The sequence below is a fragment of the Leptospira ainazelensis genome (assembly GCF_016918785.1).
In the GTDB taxonomy this organism is placed as follows: Bacteria; Spirochaetota; Leptospiria; order Leptospirales; family Leptospiraceae; genus Leptospira; species Leptospira ainazelensis.
This window is the reverse complement of sequence record NZ_JAFFPT010000079.1, coordinates 340,854-363,170: the sequence shown is the minus strand read 5'-3', so window position 1 is coordinate 363,170 and position 22,317 is coordinate 340,854. Positions and strand designations below refer to the sequence as shown.

The window sequence follows — 22,317 nt, the reverse complement described above, 5'->3', positions numbered from 1 at the left end:
TCACATTCAAAAAAATGAATGTCTTTTTTGAAATCTGAAATAGACGATCAGACCTGACAGGACACAGAGGATCAAGATCCATTCTCCGGGTTCCGGTACCGCACCCGGAGCTTCTAACTTGCTCTGACCAAGAGCGGAAGGCTCGGACTTGATTCCGAATCGTTTGTAGTCGTCTTCACTTTCAAGAACGATCAAAGTGGAAACGGGGGAAACCACCATCGCGTCCCGGGCCATTTCTACGAGATCCTGATTTTCCAGATCCTTATCAAAGAAACGTTTTCCCAGTTGTCGCATTATTTTTTTCCGGATCAACATTCGGATCAAAAGATCTCCGCCGGGTCGTTTAACGTCTGTTTGGTCCGTTTTTTCGAGGGTAAGTTTTGCGTATGGAAGGGAAACCGTCTTTTCGTTTTGGATCGGTAGAAGGACTTTTCGGTTTTTTAGAATCTCGAAAAGTTCGTTTTCGTTTTCGGCGACGGGAAGGATTTTTTCCAGATCGATAAGACTCGCGACGTATTCGGACTTTTTCCCGTTTATGATCGCGAACTTAGGAATGACGTCTCGGTTCTGCGCGCTCCTCTGCATATTTTTAAATCGTTCGGAGCCGCGAAGTTCTCCAAACGGGATGGACTGAGTTTCTCCAGCTACGATCCAAATCGGATTTTCGCCGATGTTTTGTGCGGCTACGATTTCACTCAGATGCAGAGGAAAAAGATTGAAAGCCGGAATTTCACATTCATCCAAATACCGCATCGCTTTTTCGGAATCCTTTGTCTGAAACCATTCGTTCGTAATAATCGTAACAGGGATTTTGAATTCGTATAATTTCTTTACCAACTTTTTCCAATCCGAACGGGAAAGGGCCTCGTTCAGAACCACGATCATCCCATCGGGTTGAAACAAAAAAGATTCTCGTTGTTCGGGAAGAACGTTGTATGACATACCTCCTGCGGAAACGGTTCCTTTTGCCGGAGTTTCGGGAAAGGAAAAGGACCAGCCTAAAAAACCGCCTTTGCCTGCCCACTGACGCACTTGAGAATCCGAAACCACCTTTTCTTTGAGTGATATTCCCGAAGTTTCCAGATCCATTTGAGAAGAAGTAAACAAATCGACGTTTACCTTTTGATCCGCGAAATCGGAGATCGGTCCTTCCAGTCGGATTCGATCATAAGTGAGGGTTTTACCGTCCGATTGCAGCGGAGAAACGATTCCAATTCTTACCATCCGATAGTCTTCGGGATTGACCGGAAAAACTCGAAGACGGAGCCGATTTCCGTCCAACCATTCCACGTAGGAAGGGTCTCTTCTTTCCGTGCCTACTATCGTCTCATACGCGTTACGCGCCGTTGATTTGAAGGTAAGTCTTGCGGGGCGCTCCTCTCCGTTTACCCAAAGGGAAAGTTTAGTGCAGATACTTCCGGGAGGAACCGTGATCGTATAAATCGCCTCTTCTGGCGTCGCGAACATCGATCCAAATTTAAGAAAAGAACGATCGGAAGAAGAATTTTCGTTATAGATGGAAATGGTCGTTTCGGTGTAAGAAACCCTGAGTTCCGGATAAACTTGAACGTGGGAATCGATGTCGGTCGTGATCAATGAGTTTCCTCTCCACAATCGTTCGAGATAAGCGTGCGATCTTCCGAAGAGTAGATGCAAAATTCTTCCTGAGTCTTCCGGAGTGATCTTAGGTTGTTGTTCGGTGCGAAACAAGGAAAGAAATCCCTGAGAAGCGAAATAGGCCAATGGATCAAACTGGCTCTGGGAAGCGAACATTCCCATCTGCGATCTTCGATTCGGCTGTAACACCATTTCGGTAACGTGATTTACGCGCAATCTCCCGGCTTTCTGGATCCATTCCGGAAGGTCGACGTCGACTCGATTGTGACCTTGCAGCGTTTCGGGTTTTGTGAGAATTCCGTCCGCGTGATTCCACTGAATGAAATAATAGGAAGAATAACCCAAAAGAAACACGATCGAAGCCGTGATTAGAACGAAAGAAATTCTCCTTTTTCCATTTTCGAGTTTGGTGTGTATTATAAAAATTGAATATATAAAAGCGATCATCGCAAACAAAGGACCGTAGGGAAGAAATCCAAGACCCGCCATCCAAACCAGAGCCCAGCTAAAAGTCATCAGGGGCGCTAAAACCAAAACAAATGCCAAAGATAAATAGGCGCCGAGTATCAGAATCGGTTGAAAGAACGGTAGAATCGTCTTCGGAATTCGATCGATAAAGACGGAAGCACCTAACAATAAAAAGGCGATCCAGAGCGCCCACACGGTTCTTTCCGTAAAAGGAGGAAAAACCTCGTGATTGAGGACGTAAGAGTTTACCGCGAAACAAGTCCCGGAAAGAATCAAAGTAAAAATCAAAAATTGTTTGTAGCTCGGAAAAATGACGTAGAGGATGAGAGAAAAAAAGGAAACAAACAGGAGTGCAATCAATCCGAAGACTAAAAAAATGAGGAACTCGCCGTGATTGCCTTTGATGGAAAAAATTAGCTCCAGGATTCCGTAAGAAACGACCCCGAGACCGATTATAGCTCCGAACAAACCCAAAAACCAGAGCCAGGCCGGTCCATTCCATTTGAAAATTCGAAAGTTTCTTTGAAGGTATTCTTGAATTTTAGTCTTCATTGTTTTTGTTGATTCTTCCTTATTGTTTCTCTGTAAGAATATACCAAAAGTCCGGGACGAAGTCCGCCTCTTGAGTGTTCGGATTCGAGCACTCAGGTGCTTGACTTCAGAAAGTCAAAACAACCCCTTAAAAGATACACCTTTCTTTAACAAAGGAAGTCGCTGATTCTTTCGTTTTTTACTTACTTATCAAAGATAAGAATGGAAAGAGGGGAATGAGGGATAAAAAAACGGCGAAAAATGCAGACTGAAAAATCCGCTTTATAGTATTTCCGCTTCGAAATACAGAATGGGGTTGTGATAGGCGACTAAGATGGTTTCGTTCTCTTTTTGGATTTTCTTTTCCATTTGAAAAATCAACTTCAAAGCTTGTGGATCCAGCTCTGCGGATCGGATCGTTTTACAAAGATGTCTGCCTTTCGGTTCATACTTTTTTTTATAAAGAGCGATAACGGACCCTGTTTTTTCCTCCAGCTCGCGGATTTTTTCTCTTTGCTCGGGCGAAGGAAGTATCAACACGTTTAGATCCAATTCTTGCAAGACCGTATCGGGTATCTGCAAAAGAAAAGTATAATATTCTAATATTTTATTGTGATTTTTATCGATTTTCTTCTTCATTTAGAATTCTCACAGGACTTCCGCACGTTTAGCGAAAAGAACATGATTTTATAAGATTTGTTTTTAAAACAAAGTATCAACTTTTTCTCGTTCATTCCGAAAAAAAATCAGAATCCAGTCAGGATAAAACATCCAAATCGAAAGAAAAAGACGATTCTGTTTGAACGTTTAAAGACGAATTGTAGATTTGAGAAACAATTCCAAAATTCATTTTATGAGTTTCTTTGTGGAGGGAAACGTTGAAACAGAATTTATCGGTGGGAGAACGTTTTGTATTCGAATATGTGGTTCCATTGGAGAAGACCGTTCCTTATATTTTTCCGGACCTAAAAACCGATTCTCTCTTTCTTCCGGAGGTTTTTGCGACCGGATTTTTAGTCGGATTGATCGAGGCTTCGTGCATTCGACATTTGGAAAAAACAATCGGTCCGGAAGAAGGCAGTTTAGGAATTCATATCGACATTAGTCACGAGGCGCCGACTCCTCCCGGAATGAAGGCGTTCGTAGAAGTCGAAATTTCGAAAATCCACGGACCCAAAATCGAATGGTCGGTTCTGGTGCGCGATGAAGTCGATACCATCGCCAAGGGAAAACACGAAAGATTTATTTTAAAATGGTCCAAATTTAAATCCCGTCTGCAAAGAAAAACCGACCAATGGCGGATTCTCAGCAACTGAGTTTCGACGAAAGCTACGTTCCATTTCCGTTTTAGGATTCGATCAAACCCGCGCGGATCGCATACATCACCAGATCCGCGACTTTGTGGAGATCTAATTTTTTCATGATATTCGCGCGGTGGACCTTTACGGTCGCCGGAGAAATTCTTAAAATTTTCCCGATCGATTCGTTGGAGTTTCCTTCCGCAACCAATTTTAAAATTTCCCTTTCCCGATCCGAAAGAACTGAGAACGCCTTTTTTGCGTCCTGATTGTCTTCGCCCGGTTTTCCGGAACCGACAAAACCCGAAAGAAAATGAGCGGTAATCCCCGGACTCAAATACGTTTCGCCTTTGTGAACGGCTTCGATCGCTCTTAAGAGATCGTTCCCCGCGTCGTCCTTGAGAACGTAACCGTTGATTCCGAGTTCGAGTAATTTCTGAACGTATTCTTTGTTATCGTGACGAGAGAGAATGATGGTTCGTATGTTTGGATAGTGTTTTCTTAGATTTTTCACCAAGTCGATTCCGCTTAAACCGGGCATCGAAATGTCCGTGATGACAAGATCGGGATTCAACTTTCCGATTTGATCCAGAGCTTTTTCGGCGTCCCCGGATTCTCCGCAAATTTCCAAACCGGGTTGTCCGGAAAGAATCATCTTAAGCCCTTCTCTGAGAATGGCGTGATCATCGACTAAGAATATTTTTGTTAGAGGTTTCATATTTTTTTGGTAGTAGTATTTTTGCTTTTTTCCAAAGGAATCCGAATGATAAACTTAGTGCCTTTCCCGGCGGAGGAATCAATCTTAAATTTACCGTTTAAATCTTCCACTCTTCTTCGTATATTTTCAAGTCCAAAACCGGAAGAGCGGGCTCTTACTTTTCTTTCTTGAAATCCGATTCCATTGTCCTTTGCATCCAAATACAATTGCCTTCCTTTGATTTGAATCTTGAGAGAGATCTTCTTTGCCTGAGAATGTTTGATCACATTCTGAAAAATTTCCTGAACGATTCTAAAAACTTGATTCGCGACGGTCGGTTGGAGTTCCTGTTTTAAGTTGAGTTCCAATTCGGATTCCACATCCATCGGAGGAAACAAATCCGAACTCAAGGCTCGAATCGCGGCTTCCAAACCGATCTCACGAAGAGTGGATGGATGAAGATTTGTATAAATATCTCTGAGTTCCTGACTCGCCTTATCGATCAAAAGAAGTCCCGTATCAAACTGTGCTTCGTAGATTTTCGGATTTCGGTTGAAAGCCTGGAAGTTGAGTTTGGCCGCGAGAATGGTTTGACCGACTCCGTCGTGTAATTCTCGGGAAAGACGGATTCTTTCTTCCTCCTGCGATTGCAGAAGTTTTGTGTGAAGGTTTGCGATTTTTTTTTCGAGACGTTTGTTCTCTGTGATGTTTTTAAGAATGATTCCGATACTTTCTCCGAAACGAAACACGGAATAACCGTAATACGTTTTCTGTTTTCTAAACTCCTGATTTTGCACCTTTCCCCTTTTGGAAAGATGAATGTTGGAATCCATTTCTTCCTGATCCACGGGGTTCAATCCAAAAACACGAAATAAATTTTTTCCGATGACGCTCCGGGAACTTCCCACAAATTCTTTCCGAAAGGATTCATTTGCAAAGAGGATCGTTCGTCCATCGTCGATCGCGACGATGGGAGCGATTTCTCTTAAGAGGTTGAGAAAAAATTTCGGAGAAAGTCCCGATTCCAAAGGAACGGAGGAGGGGAGTTTTCGATTCTTAATTTTCAAATCGGGCATACGAGGTTAAGAGGATCTCATGCGATCGAAAGAAAGAAAAGAAAAAAAGAAGCCCCGGGAAGAAAATCCCGGGGAAATGAGTTCAGTTTGAAGGAGGGAAAACTTCCGATAGTACGGGCGCAAGATACCAATCCGCGCCCAGATTTCCCATCGATTCATACCAAGGTTTGAAAGAAGGATACGATTTACGAATATCGGTACTTTCATAAGGCCAGAGAAAGTTTCCGGGAACCAAAAGCGCCCAAGGAAATCCGGTGGAATCCAGATAGAGATCCTTTCCGTTCGAATCAAAGTATCTTCTTGGAAAGTGAATCTCTTGATTCGTATTGATGACTTTGATAAACGTATCGTAAGGAGCCGCGCCTAACGTTACACGATTGATTGCACTTTGTAAAATGACTTCTAAACCGGCGGACTTACCGATCTTGAACGTTGTGTTGGATCGGGAAGTATTCGAAGACGGAATCGTATCGCTGGATTTTGGAAGAATCTCGAGGGCTTGGATCGCGGTATCGATCCCTGAAAAAGTATTTTCCACCGTGGTTCCATCATAACCGAAACGGGTTAAAGAATAAGAAGATGCCGTGATACCTGGAATCGTCATATGAAGTGTGTGATTGTATCCCGCACCTTTGGCGACGTGGGTATATTTGGCGCGGATTCTCGATACTTGTCCTTTTGAGTTCCAGTCTTCTTCAAAAACGACTCTTACGTTATAATCGTTAAAGTCCGCATCCCCTTGATTGGGAAACAAATCTTCGTAAGAAATCGTATAATAACCGTTTGCCGGATATCGAAACGTGCTCGCGCGGGTCGGATCGTTCGGATACGTATCGTCCCTGTCGACGATTCCGTCTCCGTCGCTATCCGGAAGGATCACGTTATTTCCTTTGATGATCACGGTGATTTTGCGCGAAATGCTAAACGAATTTATGATTTCTATTTCCGCTTCGTAGAGTTGGCCGAAGGCCTCCACTTTGAGGGTGACCTTTCGAGTGGCCTCGTCGATGGTGAAACTCCCCTTTACTTCTCCGTTTTCCGCGGTTGCGGCCCTAAAGACCGATTTTTGAGCCGTGTTGTCTATATTAAAGATTTGTACTAAACTTCCGGAGATCGGAGATTCCGGACTCAAAACCTGGATATTTACGTTCACGGTTTTGGTAGTATCGAAAACAAAATCCACCGGAGCGGTTTCGTCGTTGATCACGATGCTGAACGGTTGTTCCCCGTCCGGGGCGGGAGAAGGATTCGGCGAAGTCGCGCTTAACAACCAAAGAAGATTGGGATCCTGAGAGTTTGTGCAGGCATTAAAACCTAAAAGAAGAATCCCCGAAAGAATCAGCCCCGCTATTTTTGGAAAACTTCTCATACTTCCCTCCGGCTTTCGCCTCAACGAGTCTTATTCTCGCATAGGGAAGTAAGAACAACAATAGACCGAAGTGTTTATTTTGTTAAGCGAACAGGTATAAAACGACATGAAAAAAAATCGCGTTAAATGACCAATCCCTGACTTTTATTCAATAAAAGAATGAATTTAAAATCGTATACAAAATCGATTTTGTTACGTCGTCTTCTCGCGCGGATTTTCCTCAACGAGCCGTGGCTAAAAAATTCTCGAGAGATTTGGTCCGAAAAGAATGAAAGTCGCCGGAAGAGTTGAACTTGCAATACTGAAGAATTTTCTCCGGAATCTCGCTGTATTTCGCTTCTTCGTTGTTGATCTTGATCATCATGTCCGCTATGTAGATCGGAAATACGTAAGGTTGGAATTCCTCGTCGACGAGCAAAGCTCTGTGATGATATTCCATAGCTTTTGCGTAGACTTCCGGAAAATTCCATTTTTCCGCGATGAGGGCTCCGACTTTTGTATGAGTGATTCCTAATGCGGCTTCTTCCATGGAAACCGCGGAAGCGATCTCTTTGGAAGCAGAAATTTTACCGATACTTTTCATCGTTCTTTCTTCCAGAGAAAGAAGGATGATTTCTCCGATGTCGTGTAACAATGCGGCGGACATAAGATTGCTGACCGTATCTTTCGGAAGCGCCATCCGATTTGCGATGAGTTTACAATAAAACGCACACTGATTGGATTTATCCCAGATCGTAAGAAACGCCGGAAACTTATCTTCCAGAATTTGTTTTGTTCCGAGAGAATAGAGAAGCTGATTGAGTTCCTTTAAACCGATGAGTTGAATCGCTCTGTCCAGAGATTCCACTTTGTTTGCGCGGATAAACGCCGCAGAATTCGCAAGTTTTAGAATATTCGCCGAAAGAGCTACGTCCTTCTTGATGACCTCCGCGATCTGGCTGATGGAAGAATTGGGTCTTTCTATCATTGCCTGAATGTCTTGGATCGATTTCGGAAACGTCGGAAGTCCGTCGATATTTTTTAGAATGTCCTCGGTTTTTTGAAGTTGAAGATTCTCTTTGCTGATATTGAGAGGAATGTCGATGATTACGCTCGTATTGTTTCCTTGACTTTCGATCTTATAAGAAGAAGCCGCGAGTCCGTCGTTTTTAAGCATCATCAGAGACATGATCAACCCGAGTCCCGCCCCTTCGGTTTCATCTCCCGCTTCGAGAAAGGCTTCTGCCAGGTCGTTGTAATGTTTAGCCTTTTCGATTCTTTGATTGATACGTTCCACTTCGGTGGGACTGAGTTTTACGTTGTTCATGACTCGAATTCGAATCATGTCCTTGTTGTGAATAAAGGATACGAGTACGACGAAGTTATTACGAAGAAGGAGTTCCTCGTATTTTTCCTTATTGTCCAAATACTTTTTCTTAAAGCCCAGAATTTTTTGTTTATAGATTTCGGGATTTTGGATGTCGGCTTCGAGTTCCCTGAAATAAATTCTTTTGATATTGGCTTTGATCGAATTTGCGATCGTTTCCCTTAACGCGGAGAAAACTGAATCCCTAACGTAGATGATGTCGAGCTGTAGCAGATAACGATCCAAGGTTCTGCTGATGATGGAATCTACGTTTTCAGTAAGATTGTGAAATTTGTAGTGGATGGGAGCGTTTTCTTGGACCGGGTCGTTGAGATCTTTGAGATTGCTGTAAAAGCCGAGATCTTGGTGGTGATGCAATTCTAATGTTTTGGTCTGGCTCATATTCTTTAATTCTTCCGGACGTCTTCTTTTCTTGTCAAGTCATCAAGAATTCTTCGATTGAATTCTTGGAAAAATATTTCCTAATTCTATTTCACTTTTATTTCAATTATAAGATTTCTTTGTTTTAGTTTTTTGATTTTATTCCGTCGCATTTCGAACCGCAAAAAAACCGGATTCTTATAAGAACCTATCCCAGAACCGGGGCAGGTTCTTGCAGCTCGATCTTTTCGATAAAGTAGGATCGAGTTTTGGGACGCGCCGTAAATATGAGTCCTTTTCGTATTAGCAAAATTGGACGCTTGAAAATTCCCTTTTCATACGGGGGCGGGCGGGATTCTAAACCTGAAAAGTTCTCGGAACGAACACCTAACGCGGAGGAAGGTGATTTTCTTTTGAAAGAATCCGTCCTTCTTTCGGATCGGACGATCCCGCATACTTTTTCTGGAACGATCTTACCCCTTCTACAAAGCTTCGGTTTCGGCAAAGGAGCTCTTTTATAAAAGAGAGGGCTTTAGATTCTTTATACTTTTCTCCGGAACGATTCTCGGTTTGCCAACGGTCGTAAGGGAAGAATCGGGGAAAAAAGACCGATAAAAAGAATTGCTTTCCCTTTCCCCGATGATAGAATGAGGCCGCCCGATCGGGCTTATTCCCTAAAGAATACTTTTGTAACTAGATAGATTGAAGGAGCTACTTCCGATGCCAACTTTACAGGAATCTCCGGTAAAAAAACCGAATTCTAACCCGACCCTACCTGCAGTGGATCATACTGAAATTGAACGTGTGTTTAAACTTCAGAAACAACATTTTCATAAGGTCATGAAACTGACCAACGCTAACGAGCGTATTCAGCGTTTGAAAAAACTCAAAGCTGCGATTATCAAATACACTCCGGAAATTGAAAAAGCGGTAAACGCCGATTTTCGTAAGAATGAAAGAGAAGTCGATATCACCGAAATTATGCCTTCCATTTCCGAAATCAACGACGCGATTCATCACGTTCGAAGATGGATGAAACCTCTGAGCGTAAAAACTCCGATGACACTTTTCGGTGCGAAGAGTCAAATTCTCTACGAACCGCGAGGTGTGGTTTTGGTCATCGGTCCTTGGAACTATCCGTTCTATCTGACAATGGCGCCCCTTGCGGCCGCGATCGCCGCGGGGAATACGGTTCTGATCAAACCTTCGGAATTTACTCCTGTGACGTCTAACTTGGTTCAGAAGATCGTGTCCGAAGTTTTTCCAAAAGAAGAAGTTGCAGTTTTCGAAGGAGACTATCAAGTTTCCAGCGCCTTGATGGAACTTCCTCTGGATCATATCTTTTTTACGGGAAGCACTCACGTAGGAAAGATCGTTATGACTGCGGCGGCAAAACACCTGACCTCCGTCACACTCGAGTTAGGCGGTAAATCTCCTGCGATCATCGATCGAAGCGCGGATATAAAAAAGGCGGCTAAAAAACTGGTATGGGGAAAGGTATTAAACGCGGGACAAACCTGTGTTGCGCCCGATTATCTCCTCATTCCGAACGATCTCGTAAAACCGTTTGTAGACGAAGCGAAAGCGGTCGTTAAAGAATTTTATACAAAAGACGGAAAGGCTCTCAAAGACAATCTCGACTTTTGTAGAATCGTAAACGATCGTAACTTCAATCGAGTTTCCGGTTATATCCACGAGGCTGTGGAAAAAGGCGCGAAGATCGAGATGGGGGGAGATACGGACGAGACACAGAATTATATCGAACCTACGATACTGAGTAATATTCCTGAAAATGCGAATATTATGGAAGATGAAATCTTCGGACCGGTGCTGCCTCTGATTCCTTATAATAATTTGGATGAGGCGATCGAGAAGATCAATTCCAAACCGAAGCCGCTTGCTCTTTATATCTTCGGAAAGAAGAATCGTTCGATCAAAAAGATTCTGAAAGAAACTTCGTCCGGGGGAGTTGCGGTCAACGACGTGATTCTTCATCTTGTAAATCCGAATCTTCCGTTCGGAGGGGTGAATCATTCCGGACACGGAAGTTATCACGGCTTTTTCGGGTTTAAAGCGTTCTCTCACGAACGTTCGGTTCTTCGTCAATCGCCGCTCAGTTCGATAGAATTGATGTATCCACCTTACACCAATTTTGTGAAAAGACTCGTTGCTTTTACGAAGAGTTTTTTGATCTAAGAATTTTAGAATCGATCTCTTTTTGGTTAAAAAAATCCTCCGGAATCGGACTTAGGTCGGATCTCCGGAGGATTTGTTATTTGTAGTTGAGCTGCGCTTCCTTTTAGTCGGAGTGAAAACTTGACAAAAACATTTTGCGATCGGATCCGTGTTTAGGAATGTCCGGGCTTGGCCGCCGATTAAAACGGAGGAGTTCCCACATTTTCAGGTTTTTTGAGTAAACCTTTGGTAAAAGATTCTTACGCGGGCGTAACAAAACCTTTTCCATACGTAAGAAGGAGGGATCGGTGCGGGATCGACGAGTCCAGTGAATTTTTGTGGGAGTTCCGACAAGAGTTCGAAAATGGAATTTTACTTGTGAAAAGGTTCATTTTCTGATAGAGAAAAGTTTCCGGAGTTTTCCGCCACCCGCCCCTCCACCCGAAAAACACATAACCTTACCCACAAGTTAAAAAAGCGATTTCGAATCAGGGCGATCCAATCAAAATTTTTGTAGGAGTTCCTAGAAAAGCTCTGAGAGAGAATATTCCTTGCAAAGTTTTAATCCTGTGATATAGGAAAATCTCCGGGAGTCTTCCGCCACCCACCCCACCACCCGAAAATCGGGCGGGGCGCGCGACTTTTACGGGGGAACGTCGGAGTTCCGACAGGTCTGCATTTTAAGATTCCATTCATTTTTCGTAAAATGCGGGCGGGGCGGTCTTGGGAAGATTGTTCGAAATTCAATCCAAAAGGAGATTTTTAAGAAAAATAAAGTAGACAGACCTGTCTGTTCTTTTATTTACAGGATAGACCATCTGGTCTATGGAGAGTTTTATGCGACAGCTTATGTTCCTTCGTCCGGGAAAATTGGAATGGTGGGACGTTCCCCAACCTCGTCTGGAATCGGACGAAGACGCCCTAGTCGAACCGATCGCGGTGGCAAGATGTGATTTGGATTTGGGGATTTTGCTCGGAGAGGCCCCTTTTAAGGGAAAGTTACTTCACTTTATTAGAAATCATGCATATAGTCTGATTTCCAATACGGCCTTAGGGAAGGCTCCGTTTAAAGGTCCTTATCCTTTCGGTCACGAGTTTGTTGCGAAAGTAAAGAGCGTAGGCGACCGGGTCAAAAACGTAAAACCCGGAGATTCCGTCATCGTCGCGTTCCAGATCGCCTGTGGAAAATTTAATCGTTGTAAGGCGGGTTTGACGAACAGTTGTACTTCGGTTCCACCTCGTTCTATGTATGGGTTCGGCGATCTGGGAGGAAAACAATGGGGAGGCGCTTTTTCGGATTTGGTTCGAGTCCCTTTCGCGGATTACATGCTCATTCCTTTGCCGGCATCTCTTTCTCCTGCGGACGCCGCGAGTATGAGCGATAATATTCCTGACGGTTACAGAACCGTCGGACCGTTCTTAAAACAAAATCCCGGAAGTTCAGTCTTGGTTGTCGGAGGCGGCGCAAAAAGTGTGGGATTGTATTCCGTGATGGTCGCTCGCGCTATGGGTTCCCCCGTAACTTATGTGGACGACGATCCTCAAAGAAACAAAATCGCCGAAAGTTTTGGAGCTACGATTCTCGGAACAAAATATCCGGATCCTTCGACTCAATATCCGATCACGGTCGACGCGAGCGCGAATGAAGACGGACTTACGTTTGCACTTCGTTCTCTTCTTCCCGGCGGGCATTGTACGAGTGTGGGAATCTATTACAAAAGAAAAACTCCCATTCCTTTGCTGGAGATGTATGGAAGGGGAGTAACGTTTCAAACGGGAAGGGTAAACGTACAGCCGACTTTGCACGACCTCTTGCACTTGGCGGGACATCCTCATTTTTGTCCGTGTAAGGTAACAACTTTGACCGCTTCTTGGGAGGACGCTCCCGAGGCGTTGTTGGATGCAGGACCAAAAGTTGTGATTGAAAGACGTTAGAGCGGGATTTGTTCTTGCCTTCCTTGAGAATTCAAAGATTCTTCTCCAACGCGTTTTAACGAAACGGGTTGATTCTTTATCTAAGCATATTGGGTTTATAAGAATCTGCTTTGTTCGAATACGGCGGTACGTCTTTTCTTCGGTTGGAAAATCATGAAACAAAGAATTGTAAGAACTCTTCTCGGAATTGTAACCCTCTCGATTCTCCTTGTCCTTTGCGGTGCTTGGTATTTTTCGGGAGTTCTTATGCATCCGAAACCGCATCGTTGTACTCGGGATCACTATATCTTTTGCGGGGATCCAAAGTCGGATTTGGGTTTGGATTTCGAAAATATAGAATACAAAACCAAGGACGGGATGAAAATCTCAGCCTGGTGGGTTCCCGCCGCAAAAAAATCGGATAAGGTGATTCTTTCGATTCACGGTCGTGGGGCTACGAGAAGAGAAGGCCTGCGTTATGTGAAACTGTTTCACGATCAGGGAATCAACGTCATTCTTCCGGACCTAAGAGATTGTGGAGAAAGTCAAAAATCCTTTAGTTCGATGGGTTATCACGAAAGAAAGGATCTTCTCGCGGCTCTCGAATATACAAAACAAAAAGGAATGAAGTCCTTTGGTATTCTCGGTTTTTCTATGGGTTCCTCCACTTCCATTCTTTTTATGGCCGAGAATCCGGAAATCAAGATCGGAATTTTTGATTCCGGATTTGCCGATTTTGCGGACGTAATCGCATACAACGCAAAAAAAGATTTCGGACTTCCGAAATATCCACTTTTGCCCCTGGTCGTTTTCTTTTACGAGTTTCGAGGGAACTTGGAAACGGACGAGTTATCGCCCGAAAAGGTGATCGCAAATATTTCTCCGCGTCCGGTTTTGATTTTTCACGGAGACGCGGACAGCGGAGTTCCTTACGAACACGGAGTTAGATTGGGCAATGCTGCAAAAGAACCGAAGGAATTTGTCGGAATCTCCGGAGGAGAACATACAAAACTCTGGCAGAAGGACGAAAAAACGGTCTCTTCCAAAATTTCAAAATTGATTCAAAAATTATAATATACTGTGTTTATAATATCCGATCCGTTTCCGGATCGGACAAAAAGGATTAAAGAGCAGCGTTTGCCGCGTCCAGGGCTGCTCCGTAGTTCGGCTCGGAACCGATTTCAGGAACAAGCTCCACATAACGCACAACGTCGTTCTTATCGACCACAAAAACCGCTCTTGCGGAAAGTCCTTTTAGGGGGCCGTCAGCGATATGAGTTCCATAAGCCTTGGAAAAAGAAAAATCTCTGTATTGCGAACCGGTGACTAAGTTTGGAGAATCGATTCCTTCGGTGGAACAAAAACGTTTCATCGCAAAGGGAAGATCTCCGGAAATGATAAGAGTGGAAATTCCGTTTAGACCTGCGGCTTTTTCGTTAAAGACCTTGGTTTCGATCGCGCAGACGGAAGTATCGAGACTTGGGACCGCGACGAGAATTTTCACTTTGCCCGCGTAGTCTTTTAAACCGAACTCTGAAAGATCCTGTTTGATTGCCTTAAATTCGGGAGCCTTTTCTCCAAGCGCGGGAATTTTTCCCTCGAGCGGGACCGGATTTCCTTTGAGTGTGACTTGTGCCATTTTTGTTTTCCTAAAAATTGTTTTTTTGAGTATGAGCAAGATCCAATTCTAAGCAAAGAATCCGGACTTGAAAGCAAACTTTCCATTTAGACGTTTGAATTCTTTCCTTCCGAGAGATTTACAGCGCGTCCAAAAACTCGATTATACTTTATCGGAAAGACTAAGCTGCGATAACCTTTTGGGACTGGTCTTATAGTTGTCGATTGTGCAAGAAGTTATCTCCAAGTCGAAAATCCAATCTCTCTTTGTTCGATCCAATTTTACAGGGCCTCCTAAAAAATCGCTTGCCTCTTGATCGAAGATGAAAGCAAGCTGGTCACAGAACTCATTTTATGAATCTCAATCGCGTAAACAATCCGGTAAATCTCAACACAGTCATGGTGTGGCTCGTGCTTGTAGTGGTCGTCTGGCCACCGGGATCTTGCTTTACGCTGTAGAGATTTCTTTCAGGCGCAATCCTAAGAAAAGCCTCCTCCGGTGTAAAGCCGGGGGAGGCTTTTTTATTTTAAGGTAGTTCTTGGGTCGATGAGCGGTTTGTTATAAAGATTTTTTAGAAGGATATCAAAGAATGGAAATAAGCGGAGCAGAGTTGATCGTTCGATTTTTGGAATACGCCGGGGTTGAAATTGTTACTGGGATTCCCGGCGGAGCGAGTCTTCTCATTTATGACGCGTTACACGGAAGTAAAATTCGTCATATCCTCGCCAAACACGAACAAGGCGCCGGGTTTATCGCGGGTGGAATGGCTCGTGCGAGCGGGAAGCCCGCTGTTTGTATGGCGTCTTCCGGACCCGGGGTTACAAATCTGATCACCGCGGTCGCCGACGCGAAGATGGACTCTGTTCCTTTGATTGCGATTACCGGGCAAGTTTCAGTTTCATTGATCGGAACCGATGCATTTCAAGAAATCGATACTCTGAGTCTTTCGACCCCGATTACCAAAAGAAGTTATCTCGTAAAAAAAACGGAAGATCTTATCAAAATTCTGCCTCAGGCATGGCTTACTTCCATCGAAGGAAGACCGGGGCCCGTTTGGATCGACGTTCCCAAGGACGTCGCTTCCGGAAAAATCGAGTGGAATCCGGAAAAAGAATCAGAAATTTGGAATATTCAAAATGAGGAAAATATTCAAAAACTAGATCCCGTCTGGATCGACCGTTTCCGGGATATGATCGCAGAGTCGAATAAGCCGGTCTTTTATATCGGCGGCGGATTAAATCGCCCTTTATCCGCGGAACTGTTTCGTGTTCTTCAGGAAAGACTAAAGTTTCCGGTAGTTTCGACTCTGATGGGTTTGGGGATTTGCGAAGATCAAAACCCTTTGTTTTTGGGAATGCTCGGAATGCACGGTTCCAGAGCCGCAAATACGGCGTTGGAAGAAACTGATCTTTTGATCGCATTCGGAGTTCGTTTTGACGATCGTGCGACCGGTAAGTTGAGCGAGTTTTGTCCGAACGCAAAAGTCATACACGTTGACATCGATACAACCGAAATTGGTAAATTAAAAAATCCTAATCTTTCACTGAAATACGATGTGGAGGATTTTTTGAGACAGATTCTGGAAGTTCAAATTCCTTATCGAATTGGAGCTCTGGAAGAATGGAAGGATCGGATTTTCACACTCAAGGATTTATACGGACTTCCTCTTCCGAGTGAAGACGATACGCTCCATCCGTTTTCGGTAATTCGGAAGGTTTCCGAAATTTTAGGGGATAAGGCGATCGTTGCGACCGACGTAGGTCAACATCAGATGTGGGTCGCCCAGTATTATTCCTTTCAGACTCAGGGAAGTCTTTTGACTTCGGGAGGATTGGGCACGATGGGATTCGGTCTGCCTTCCGCGATCGGAGCCGCTCTGGTTTCTCCCGGGAAGAGGATAGTTTGTGTTTCGGGCGACGGATCGATTCTTATGAACATTCAAGAATTGGATACTCTTCGCGAACTGAATTTGGACGTTACCATCCTTTTGATGAATAACGGACACCTCGGTCTTGTTAGACAACAGCAAGAACTGTTTTTCTCTTCGAGATTTTCGGCTTCGAAGTTCGTTACGCCCACGAACTTTAAAAAAATTGCATCTTCTTTCGGAATCCCTTCTTACGAACTCAAAGAAGAATCGTTTGTGTCCGAATTGTTAAGCGAAGTTTTTGAAAAAAAAGGGCCTTCGTTTATCGTTTTGCGGGTTTCTCCGGATCTCCACGTACTTCCTATGGTTCCGCCGGGAAAAGCGAATCGAGAAATGATACATTAAGAATATAAAATATAGAATATAGGAGAACATAACAATGATTTTGAAAGATTTACAGAAAAACAAAATTTTTTCGTTTTATATAACTTCGGAAGAAGGGCCCGCATCCATTCTTCGCCTAATCGGAATTTTATCCCGTAAATCCATCGATTGGAAGGATTGGCGCCTTTGGCGCAATATCGAAAAAAACTCTCAGGACATTATCATCACCATTCATACCGGGCAACCGGAGAAAATTCTGAACTTGTTCCGGACGATTCCGGAGATTACAGGAGTTCACTATGTCGAGTCAGATCCGAAATCTGAAACAATATCTAAGCGCTCTCCCCGAAAGACCGGAGAGCTTACCGTTTCCACTTCTTGAAGAGGGAATCGATGATTTTCTACTTCGTTTAACAAAAAAGTATCCTGGATGTTTTCTTTTGGAAAGTCATCCGGGTTATCCGGATAACTACCGTTATTCGCTTTTCGGCTTTTCTCCTTTTTCACAGTTTCGAGGATATCCCGGCAGGCTCGTCTTAAACGGACAAGACCATTTTACAAAAAATCCTTACGACACTCTCAAGGAACTTTTCCCGAGCAAAAAAACTTCGAAAAAATATTTGGGCGGTCTTGTCGGTTTTTTGAGTTACGACGCGACCTCGCTCTTTGAACCGGTAACAAATATAAAACCCAGGGAAGGATATCCTTTATTTTCTTTCGGATTGTATTTGGATGGAGTCGTTCTGGATCATCTCACAGGAGAGAGCGAATACTTTTACTATTCTGAAAACCGCTTTGAGGAGCTTCAGACGCTGCTGCTCGAAAAGGACGGATCGGAGGAAAAAACGAAAGTCAGTTCCTTAGGATATTCTAAAACAAAAGAAGAATATTCTAATATGTTTCGGAAAACAAGGGAGGAAATATTAGCCGGGAACACGTTTCAGTGTCAGATAGGGTTTGAGGAACGGTTTAAAATCGAAGGCAGTTTGGTTTCGATCTATCGAGCTCTCAAGAGAAAGAATCCGTCCCCTTATCTTTTCTTTTATAAGGATCGGGAATTGGAAACCTTCGGTTCGAGCCCGGAATTGTTGTTTTCGCTTAGAGATCGGATCGTCGAGACCTATCCGCTCGCCGGAACTTATCCTAGGGGTAAAACATTCTCCGAGGACAAAATCTTAACAAAAAAATTGTTAAACGACGAGAAGGAACTCGCGGAACACTCGATGCTGATCGACCTGCATAGAAACGATCTGAGTCGAGTTTGTGAAACCGGAACCGTTAGATTAAAAAAAGAATTCGAAATTCTTAAATTCACTCACGTTCAACACATCACGAGTGAAGTTGTCGGAATTATGAAAAAGACTGAAAATTCCTTCTCCGGTCTCGTTTCCGTTTTTCCTGCGGGAACTCTCACGGGGGCTCCGAAGGTGGAATCGATCAAGTGGATTCAAAAAACGGAAGGTGATGAACGCGGTCCATACGGCGGAGTTTTCGGATATCATTCCCTCGACGGGGGTTCGCAATTCTGCATCTTGATTCGAAGCCTTTTTAGAACCGGTGATTCCGCGTATTCGAGGGCCGCCTCGGGGATAGTTTTGGATTCGGCTGAAGATTTAGAATATCAAGAAATTCTAAATAAGTTAAAGGGGATAAGAACATCACTGGAGGATTTTTGTATATGAAAAACTGCGTAGTAGTCGACCATTACGATTCTTTCACATACAATCTGGTTCATCTTTTGGAGGAGGGTTTGAGTTCGGATTCTCAAAAATTTAGGCTTTTTGTTTTTAGACAAGACCAAGTCGGTCTGAACGATATTCTCTCCGTAAATCCGACCCATATTCTTCTTTCTCCCGGTCCCGGGCATCCGGAAGATCCGGAATACTTCGGCGTTTCAAATTCGATTTTAAGGCTTCGAAATCCTTATATCAAAATTATGGGAGTTTGTCTCGGTATGCAAGGAATCGTTACTTCGTTCGGAGGAAGTCTGCGTAGATCGAGGGTTCCGTATCACGGTAAAACTTCTCCGATTTCTCACGATCAAAGGGGACTTTTTTCGGGGCTTTCCAAACCTATTCACGTTATGCGTTATCACTCTTTGGAAGGTGTGCAGGAATCTTTGCCGGAATGTCTCGAGATCACAGCAAAAGTAGAAGGGGAAACTTCCGTTCTGATGGGAGTAAGACACAAAATTCTTCCCATCGAAGGGGTTCAGTTTCATCCGGAATCCTTTGCAACCGAAGGAGGAAAAAAAATGATCGAAAATTTTTTGAAATAACTTTAATGCCGGGTTTATTCCCGGCTTTGATTCCGGAGAATATTAGATTTTTGTTTTCCCTTTTGTAAGAATATAATCGTTGAGAAGAATTGCGATTTCTTCTTTTTGAAACGGCTTACTGATATAATGATCCATCCCCGCGGCTAAACACGCTTCGCGATCCGATTGATTCGCGTTAGCCGTAATTGCGATGATGTAAGGTCGTATGGATTGATTGGTGTGTTGGGTCAGAATTTTAGCGGTGTCGATTCCGCTCAGCTCCGGCATTTGTATATCCAAAAACAGAACGTCCGCACCGAACATTTCGATATGATGTAATGCTTCGATTCCGTTGGAGACAATCGTAGGAGTATAACCTAATTTTTCCAAAACCCTTTTGATGAGCATCTGATTGATATCATTGTCTTCTGCGACTAAGATTTTAAGATTCGGTGAAAGATTATCGCTTAAATGAAATATTGTTCTTTGCGGTTCTATGGTTATCTCCGAACTTTCGGCCAAAGAAAGTTGCCCTGAAATTTCAAAGACGCTCCCTCGATTCATTACACTCTGAGCTTTGAGTTTTAAATTCATCAGATCGCCTAGATTTTTACTGATGGCGAGACCGAGCCCCGTGCCTCCGTATTTTCTGGAAACGGTAGTGTCCGCCTGCGTATAGGCTTGAAAGAGTTCGTTTAGTTTTGATTCGGGAATTCCGATGCCGGTATCTTTGACTCTGATTTCGATCTCGGCTCGTTTTGCGGAAACGGGAGTTGTCGTGAATTCCAGAACGACACTTCCCTTTTCCGTAAATTTGAACGCGTTTGAGATCAGATTTACGAGAATTTGTTTGAGGCGATTGGGATCGGTTAAAACGACGAAGGATTGGATCGAACCGTTTTCCAATTTGAATTCTATATTCTTTGTTCTCGCGTCCATCTCGAATAAAGAAAAAACTTCCCTTAATAATTCCATGAGATCGAATGCGATATTCTCGATCGTCATATGACCGGATTCTAATTTAGAAAAATCTAAAATATCATTTAGAAGATTAAGAAGAAGACTTCCGCTTCTGCGGATCGTTTCCACGTAGTCTTTTTGTTCGTTTAACAATTCGGTTTCGGAAAGGAGGTCGGTGACTCCTAAAATTCCGTGAACCGGAGTTCGGATTTCGTGGCTCATGTTGGCAAAAAATTGACTTTTCGAGTTTTGCAGTTCGTCCTCTTTTTCGCGCAAAAGGGTGAGTTCCTTGTTCTTTTTTACCAATTCCAAATTGGTGATGACTTGATTGGAGAGAACCTTTAAGATCTTTTTTTGTTTTGCGTCGAGTTTTTTAGGCTTCGAGTCGATTACACAGAGTGTTCCTAAGTTAAAACCGTCAGGCGTTTTCAGAGGCGCTCCGGCATAAAAACGGATAAAAGGCGGACCGAGAACCAACGGGTTGTTTTTGAAACGATCGTCGTCGAGGGCGTCTTCGATTTCGAAAAGTTCGTCGTGCAGAATCGCGTATTGACAGAAGGAAATATTTCTGTGCGTTTCCGCGTCTTCTAATCCTACCTTTGCTTTGAACCACTGGCGATCGGCGTCGATGAGAGATATGAGTGCGATCGAAGAATTACAGATATAAGCGGCAATCTGAGTCAGAGAGTCGAATTTTTCTTCGGAAGCCGTATCTAAAATCTGATAGGTTTGTAAGGCTTTGAGTCTTGCCTCTTCGTTTTCCGGAACGGGCGTTAGGTGTTTTTTTGGAAAGTTCACTCAATTAAAACCGATCATATTCTTTATAAAAAATAAATTAAAGCAAGAGTAATTTCGAACAACTTTTAATTTCGAATTACGTGAAAATGTTTAGGAAATTTCGAATCACATTGAAACAGACAGTGCTGAAGTTGCCTCATTTCTTTATAGATTCTACCATGAATTCCGGAATGAAAAAACCTTTCTCCGGCGCTGTAAGGGAATTTGAGTTTTGAGTGATTCGTGAAAGTTATTTTTGTTCCCTTATTGGAATTTTGAAACGTATAGATATCGCGAAGATCCAGAAAAGAATTGCTGGTCTCCATAATCATTCTTGAATTCGGAATCCATTCTTTTGCCTCATAATTTGCCTTGAGTCTGATAGGCCCGAAAGAATACAGTAATTCGAAGACCGGTAGATTGCCGTTTTGGATCGGGTTTACTTCCGAGATTCTATCGCCCCAACGTATTAAGTTTCGAAAATCCGCCACAAAACGAAACGTATCGTCTAAAGAATACGAAACTAAAAAAGTTACAGTAGTTGTTATCATAATAGAATCCATTACTTCGTGAGAGTAAGAATTTGCACCGAGACAAGAAACAAAAAGGAGAGTTCGATTTATGAATCTAAGAAAAGTTAAAACGGTTCGGCCTTCGCTGAGAACGATGGAGGGGGGAGGATTTCCCGTGAGAAGACCTTTCCCGGTCCAAGATTTAATTCAGCTGGATCCGTTTCTGTTATTAGACGAGATGGGACCCGTAGAATACCAACCGGGAAAAGCAATTGGTGCGCCAGAACATCCGCACCGAGGGTTCGAAACGGTCACTTATTTATTGACCGGAGAAATGGAACATCATGATTCTTGGGGAAATTACGGAAAATTGAAGGCCGGCGACGTTCAGTGGATGACCGCGGGTTCCGGTTTGGTTCATTCGGAGCTCCCCTCCGATGAGTTTCAGAAAAGCGGCGGTCGAATGCACGGCTTTCAACTTTGGGTCAATCTTCCTTCTTCGCAGAAGATGAGCGACCCGCGTTATCAGGATACACCTTCGGAGAAAATTCCCGATGTGGAATCACCCGATCGTAAAACAAAAATCCGCGTGATCGCCGGAGAAGTTCTCGGAACCAAGGCTGTCATCGAAACAAAAATTCCGATCCTTTATTATCACGTTCGTCTTTTACCGGGAGCAGATATTTCAATTCCGGTTCCTGAAACATATAACGTGTTCGCGTATCCATTTTCCGGAGACGGAGTTCTGCATACGGAAGAAGGTCAAAAACCGGTAAAAGAAGGGGACATGGTTTGGTTTGAAAGAGGAAAGGGCGACGTAAGATTTTCCCTTCCGGAGAATTCCGAAAGTGATTGGGAATTTCTTTTGATCGGCGGCGAACCGGTGGAGGAGCCCGTGGCAAGATACGGTCCTTTTGTGATGAACACTCAGGATGAAATCTATCAGGCCTTTAACGATTTTCAAGCGGGAAAGATGGGAACCATCCATTCGTAAAAAATTCTATTCTAATATAGAATCCGGAGCCTTCTTGGAAAGGGAAACGTTTATTTACGATCGAACGGTTTTGAAAC

At 43.5% G+C, this 22,317-nt stretch carries 18 protein-coding genes; 9 read left to right on the top strand and 9 right to left on the bottom strand.

The genetic code is table 11. The features are described 5' to 3' along the window. Nucleotides 1-6: 6 nt before the first annotated feature. Together JWG44_RS20485 and JWG44_RS20480 are read right to left on the bottom strand one after the other, a co-directional pair. Nucleotides 7-2,637 carry an XrtN system VIT domain-containing protein gene (locus JWG44_RS20485; protein WP_205276908.1) on the bottom strand — a complete coding sequence of 877 codons (2,631 nt, stop codon included), beginning with the start codon at nucleotides 2,635-2,637 and terminating at the stop codon, nucleotides 7-9. Between the two features lie 261 nt (nucleotides 2,638-2,898). Further along, nucleotides 2,899-3,255: a hypothetical protein gene (locus JWG44_RS20480; protein ID WP_205276907.1), complete on the bottom strand. Its 357-nt coding sequence runs from the start codon at nucleotides 3,253-3,255 to the stop codon at nucleotides 2,899-2,901. 239 nt (nucleotides 3,256-3,494) lie between these two features. On the opposite strand from JWG44_RS20480, the gene JWG44_RS20475 reads away from it, so the two are divergent. After that, nucleotides 3,495-3,932, top strand: coding sequence for a thioesterase family protein (locus JWG44_RS20475; protein WP_205276906.1), 438 nt, complete (start codon nucleotides 3,495-3,497; stop codon nucleotides 3,930-3,932). Nucleotides 3,933-3,963: 31 nt separating this feature from the next. On the opposite strand, the gene JWG44_RS20470 is transcribed toward JWG44_RS20475, so the two are convergent. The 4 genes from JWG44_RS20470 to JWG44_RS20455 form a co-directional block, all read right to left on the bottom strand. After that, on the bottom strand, nucleotides 3,964-4,632 hold the full coding sequence (locus JWG44_RS20470; RefSeq protein WP_205276905.1) for a response regulator: 669 nt from the start codon (nucleotides 4,630-4,632) through the stop codon (nucleotides 3,964-3,966). After that, nucleotides 4,629-5,687 carry a sensor histidine kinase gene (locus JWG44_RS20465; RefSeq protein WP_205276904.1) on the bottom strand — a complete coding sequence of 353 codons (1,059 nt, stop codon included), beginning with the start codon at nucleotides 5,685-5,687 and terminating at the stop codon, nucleotides 4,629-4,631. Before JWG44_RS20465 ends, JWG44_RS20470 begins: the two co-directional genes overlap by 4 nt. An 82-nt stretch (nucleotides 5,688-5,769) precedes the next feature. Beyond that, complete coding sequence (locus JWG44_RS20460; protein WP_205276903.1) at nucleotides 5,770-7,056, bottom strand: LruC domain-containing protein; 1,287 nt, start codon at nucleotides 7,054-7,056, stop codon at nucleotides 5,770-5,772. A gap of 220 nt (nucleotides 7,057-7,276) precedes the next feature. Continuing rightward, on the bottom strand, nucleotides 7,277-8,803 hold the full coding sequence (locus tag JWG44_RS20455; RefSeq protein ID WP_205276902.1) for an HDOD domain-containing protein: 1,527 nt from the start codon (nucleotides 8,801-8,803) through the stop codon (nucleotides 7,277-7,279). Between the two features lie 699 nt (nucleotides 8,804-9,502). Between JWG44_RS20455 and JWG44_RS20450 the strand changes: the two genes are divergently transcribed. The 3 genes from JWG44_RS20450 (at nucleotide 9,503) to JWG44_RS20440 (ending at nucleotide 13,945) form a co-directional block, all read left to right on the top strand. Continuing rightward, entirely contained in the window at nucleotides 9,503-10,978 is a 1,476-nt protein-coding gene (locus tag JWG44_RS20450; RefSeq protein ID WP_205276901.1) for an aldehyde dehydrogenase family protein, read from the top strand. Between the two features lie 816 nt (nucleotides 10,979-11,794). After that, nucleotides 11,795-12,892: a zinc-dependent alcohol dehydrogenase gene (locus JWG44_RS20445; RefSeq protein WP_205276900.1), complete on the top strand. Its 1,098-nt coding sequence runs from the start codon at nucleotides 11,795-11,797 to the stop codon at nucleotides 12,890-12,892. 153 nt (nucleotides 12,893-13,045) lie between these two features. Continuing rightward, a complete protein-coding gene (locus JWG44_RS20440) occupies nucleotides 13,046-13,945 on the top strand; it encodes an alpha/beta hydrolase (RefSeq protein WP_205276899.1) in 900 nt (299 codons plus the stop codon). A 49-nt stretch (nucleotides 13,946-13,994) separates the two neighbouring features. On the opposite strand, the gene tpx is transcribed toward JWG44_RS20440, so the two are convergent. Beyond that, a complete protein-coding gene (gene tpx, locus JWG44_RS20435) occupies nucleotides 13,995-14,510 on the bottom strand; it encodes a thiol peroxidase (protein ID WP_205276898.1) in 516 nt (171 codons plus the stop codon). Between the two features lie 568 nt (nucleotides 14,511-15,078). Here tpx and ilvB point away from each other — a divergent pair. Genes ilvB through JWG44_RS20415 form a run of 4 tightly spaced genes read left to right on the top strand, consistent with a single transcriptional unit; the run spans nucleotide 15,079 to nucleotide 19,018 of the window. Further along, nucleotides 15,079-16,761, top strand: a complete 1,683-nt coding sequence (gene ilvB / locus JWG44_RS20430) for a biosynthetic-type acetolactate synthase large subunit (RefSeq protein ID WP_205276897.1) — start codon at nucleotides 15,079-15,081, stop codon at nucleotides 16,759-16,761. Nucleotides 16,762-16,795: 34 nt separating this feature from the next. Beyond that, the gene (locus tag JWG44_RS20425) at nucleotides 16,796-17,122 is read left to right on the top strand and encodes a hypothetical protein (RefSeq protein WP_205276896.1); all 327 of its coding nucleotides are present in this window, start codon (nucleotides 16,796-16,798) and stop codon (nucleotides 17,120-17,122) included. Then, nucleotides 17,040-18,422, top strand: a complete 1,383-nt coding sequence (locus JWG44_RS20420; protein ID WP_205276895.1) for an anthranilate synthase component I family protein — start codon at nucleotides 17,040-17,042, stop codon at nucleotides 18,420-18,422. Before JWG44_RS20425 ends, JWG44_RS20420 begins: the two co-directional genes overlap by 83 nt. Beyond that, entirely contained in the window at nucleotides 18,419-19,018 is a 600-nt protein-coding gene (locus JWG44_RS20415) for an anthranilate synthase component II (RefSeq protein ID WP_205276894.1), read from the top strand. The genes JWG44_RS20420 and JWG44_RS20415 overlap by 4 nt, the downstream gene beginning before the upstream one ends. Nucleotides 19,019-19,060: 42 nt before the next feature. Here the strand turns inward: JWG44_RS20415 and JWG44_RS20410 are convergent, their stop codons facing one another. Then, nucleotides 19,061-20,755 (bottom strand): GAF domain-containing hybrid sensor histidine kinase/response regulator, encoded by a 1,695-nt coding sequence (locus JWG44_RS20410; protein ID WP_205276893.1) that lies wholly within the window; start codon nucleotides 20,753-20,755, stop codon nucleotides 19,061-19,063. A gap of 65 nt (nucleotides 20,756-20,820) precedes the next feature. Continuing rightward, nucleotides 20,821-21,285, bottom strand: a complete 465-nt coding sequence (locus JWG44_RS20405) for an LIC13081 family protein (RefSeq protein WP_205276892.1) — start codon at nucleotides 21,283-21,285, stop codon at nucleotides 20,821-20,823. Nucleotides 21,286-21,355: 70 nt separating this feature from the next. Here JWG44_RS20405 and JWG44_RS20400 point away from each other — a divergent pair, with 70 nt between their 5' ends. Further along, nucleotides 21,356-22,240, top strand: coding sequence for a pirin family protein (locus JWG44_RS20400; RefSeq protein WP_205276891.1), 885 nt, complete (start codon nucleotides 21,356-21,358; stop codon nucleotides 22,238-22,240). The last annotated feature ends 77 nt before the right edge of the window (nucleotides 22,241-22,317 follow it).

Bases quoted from the DNA above. Each gene is read 5' to 3' on its own strand.
- JWG44_RS20485 (WP_205276908.1), bottom strand. From the start codon at position 2,637: ATGAAGACTAAAATTCAAGAATACCTTCAAAGAAACTTTCGAATTTTC.
- JWG44_RS20480 (WP_205276907.1), bottom strand. From the start codon at position 3,255: ATGAAGAAGAAAATCGATAAAAATCACAATAAAATATTAGAATATTAT.
- JWG44_RS20470 (WP_205276905.1), bottom strand. From the start codon at position 4,632: ATGAAACCTCTAACAAAAATATTCTTAGTCGATGATCACGCCATTCTC.
- JWG44_RS20465 (WP_205276904.1), bottom strand. From the start codon at position 5,687: ATGCCCGATTTGAAAATTAAGAATCGAAAACTCCCCTCCTCCGTTCCT.
- JWG44_RS20460 (WP_205276903.1), bottom strand. From the start codon at position 7,056: ATGAGAAGTTTTCCAAAAATAGCGGGGCTGATTCTTTCGGGGATTCTT.
- JWG44_RS20455 (WP_205276902.1), bottom strand. From the start codon at position 8,803: ATGAGCCAGACCAAAACATTAGAATTGCATCACCACCAAGATCTCGGC.
- JWG44_RS20450 (WP_205276901.1), top strand. From the start codon at position 9,503: ATGCCAACTTTACAGGAATCTCCGGTAAAAAAACCGAATTCTAACCCG.
- JWG44_RS20445 (WP_205276900.1), top strand. From the start codon at position 11,795: ATGCGACAGCTTATGTTCCTTCGTCCGGGAAAATTGGAATGGTGGGAC.
- JWG44_RS20440 (WP_205276899.1), top strand. From the start codon at position 13,046: ATGAAACAAAGAATTGTAAGAACTCTTCTCGGAATTGTAACCCTCTCG.
- tpx (WP_205276898.1), bottom strand. From the start codon at position 14,510: ATGGCACAAGTCACACTCAAAGGAAATCCGGTCCCGCTCGAGGGAAAA.
- ilvB (WP_205276897.1), top strand. From the start codon at position 15,079: ATGGAAATAAGCGGAGCAGAGTTGATCGTTCGATTTTTGGAATACGCC.
- JWG44_RS20425 (WP_205276896.1), top strand. From the start codon at position 16,796: ATGATTTTGAAAGATTTACAGAAAAACAAAATTTTTTCGTTTTATATA.
- JWG44_RS20420 (WP_205276895.1), top strand. From the start codon at position 17,040: ATGTCGAGTCAGATCCGAAATCTGAAACAATATCTAAGCGCTCTCCCC.
- JWG44_RS20415 (WP_205276894.1), top strand. From the start codon at position 18,419: ATGAAAAACTGCGTAGTAGTCGACCATTACGATTCTTTCACATACAAT.
- JWG44_RS20405 (WP_205276892.1), bottom strand. From the start codon at position 21,285: ATGATAACAACTACTGTAACTTTTTTAGTTTCGTATTCTTTAGACGAT.
- JWG44_RS20400 (WP_205276891.1), top strand. From the start codon at position 21,356: ATGAATCTAAGAAAAGTTAAAACGGTTCGGCCTTCGCTGAGAACGATG.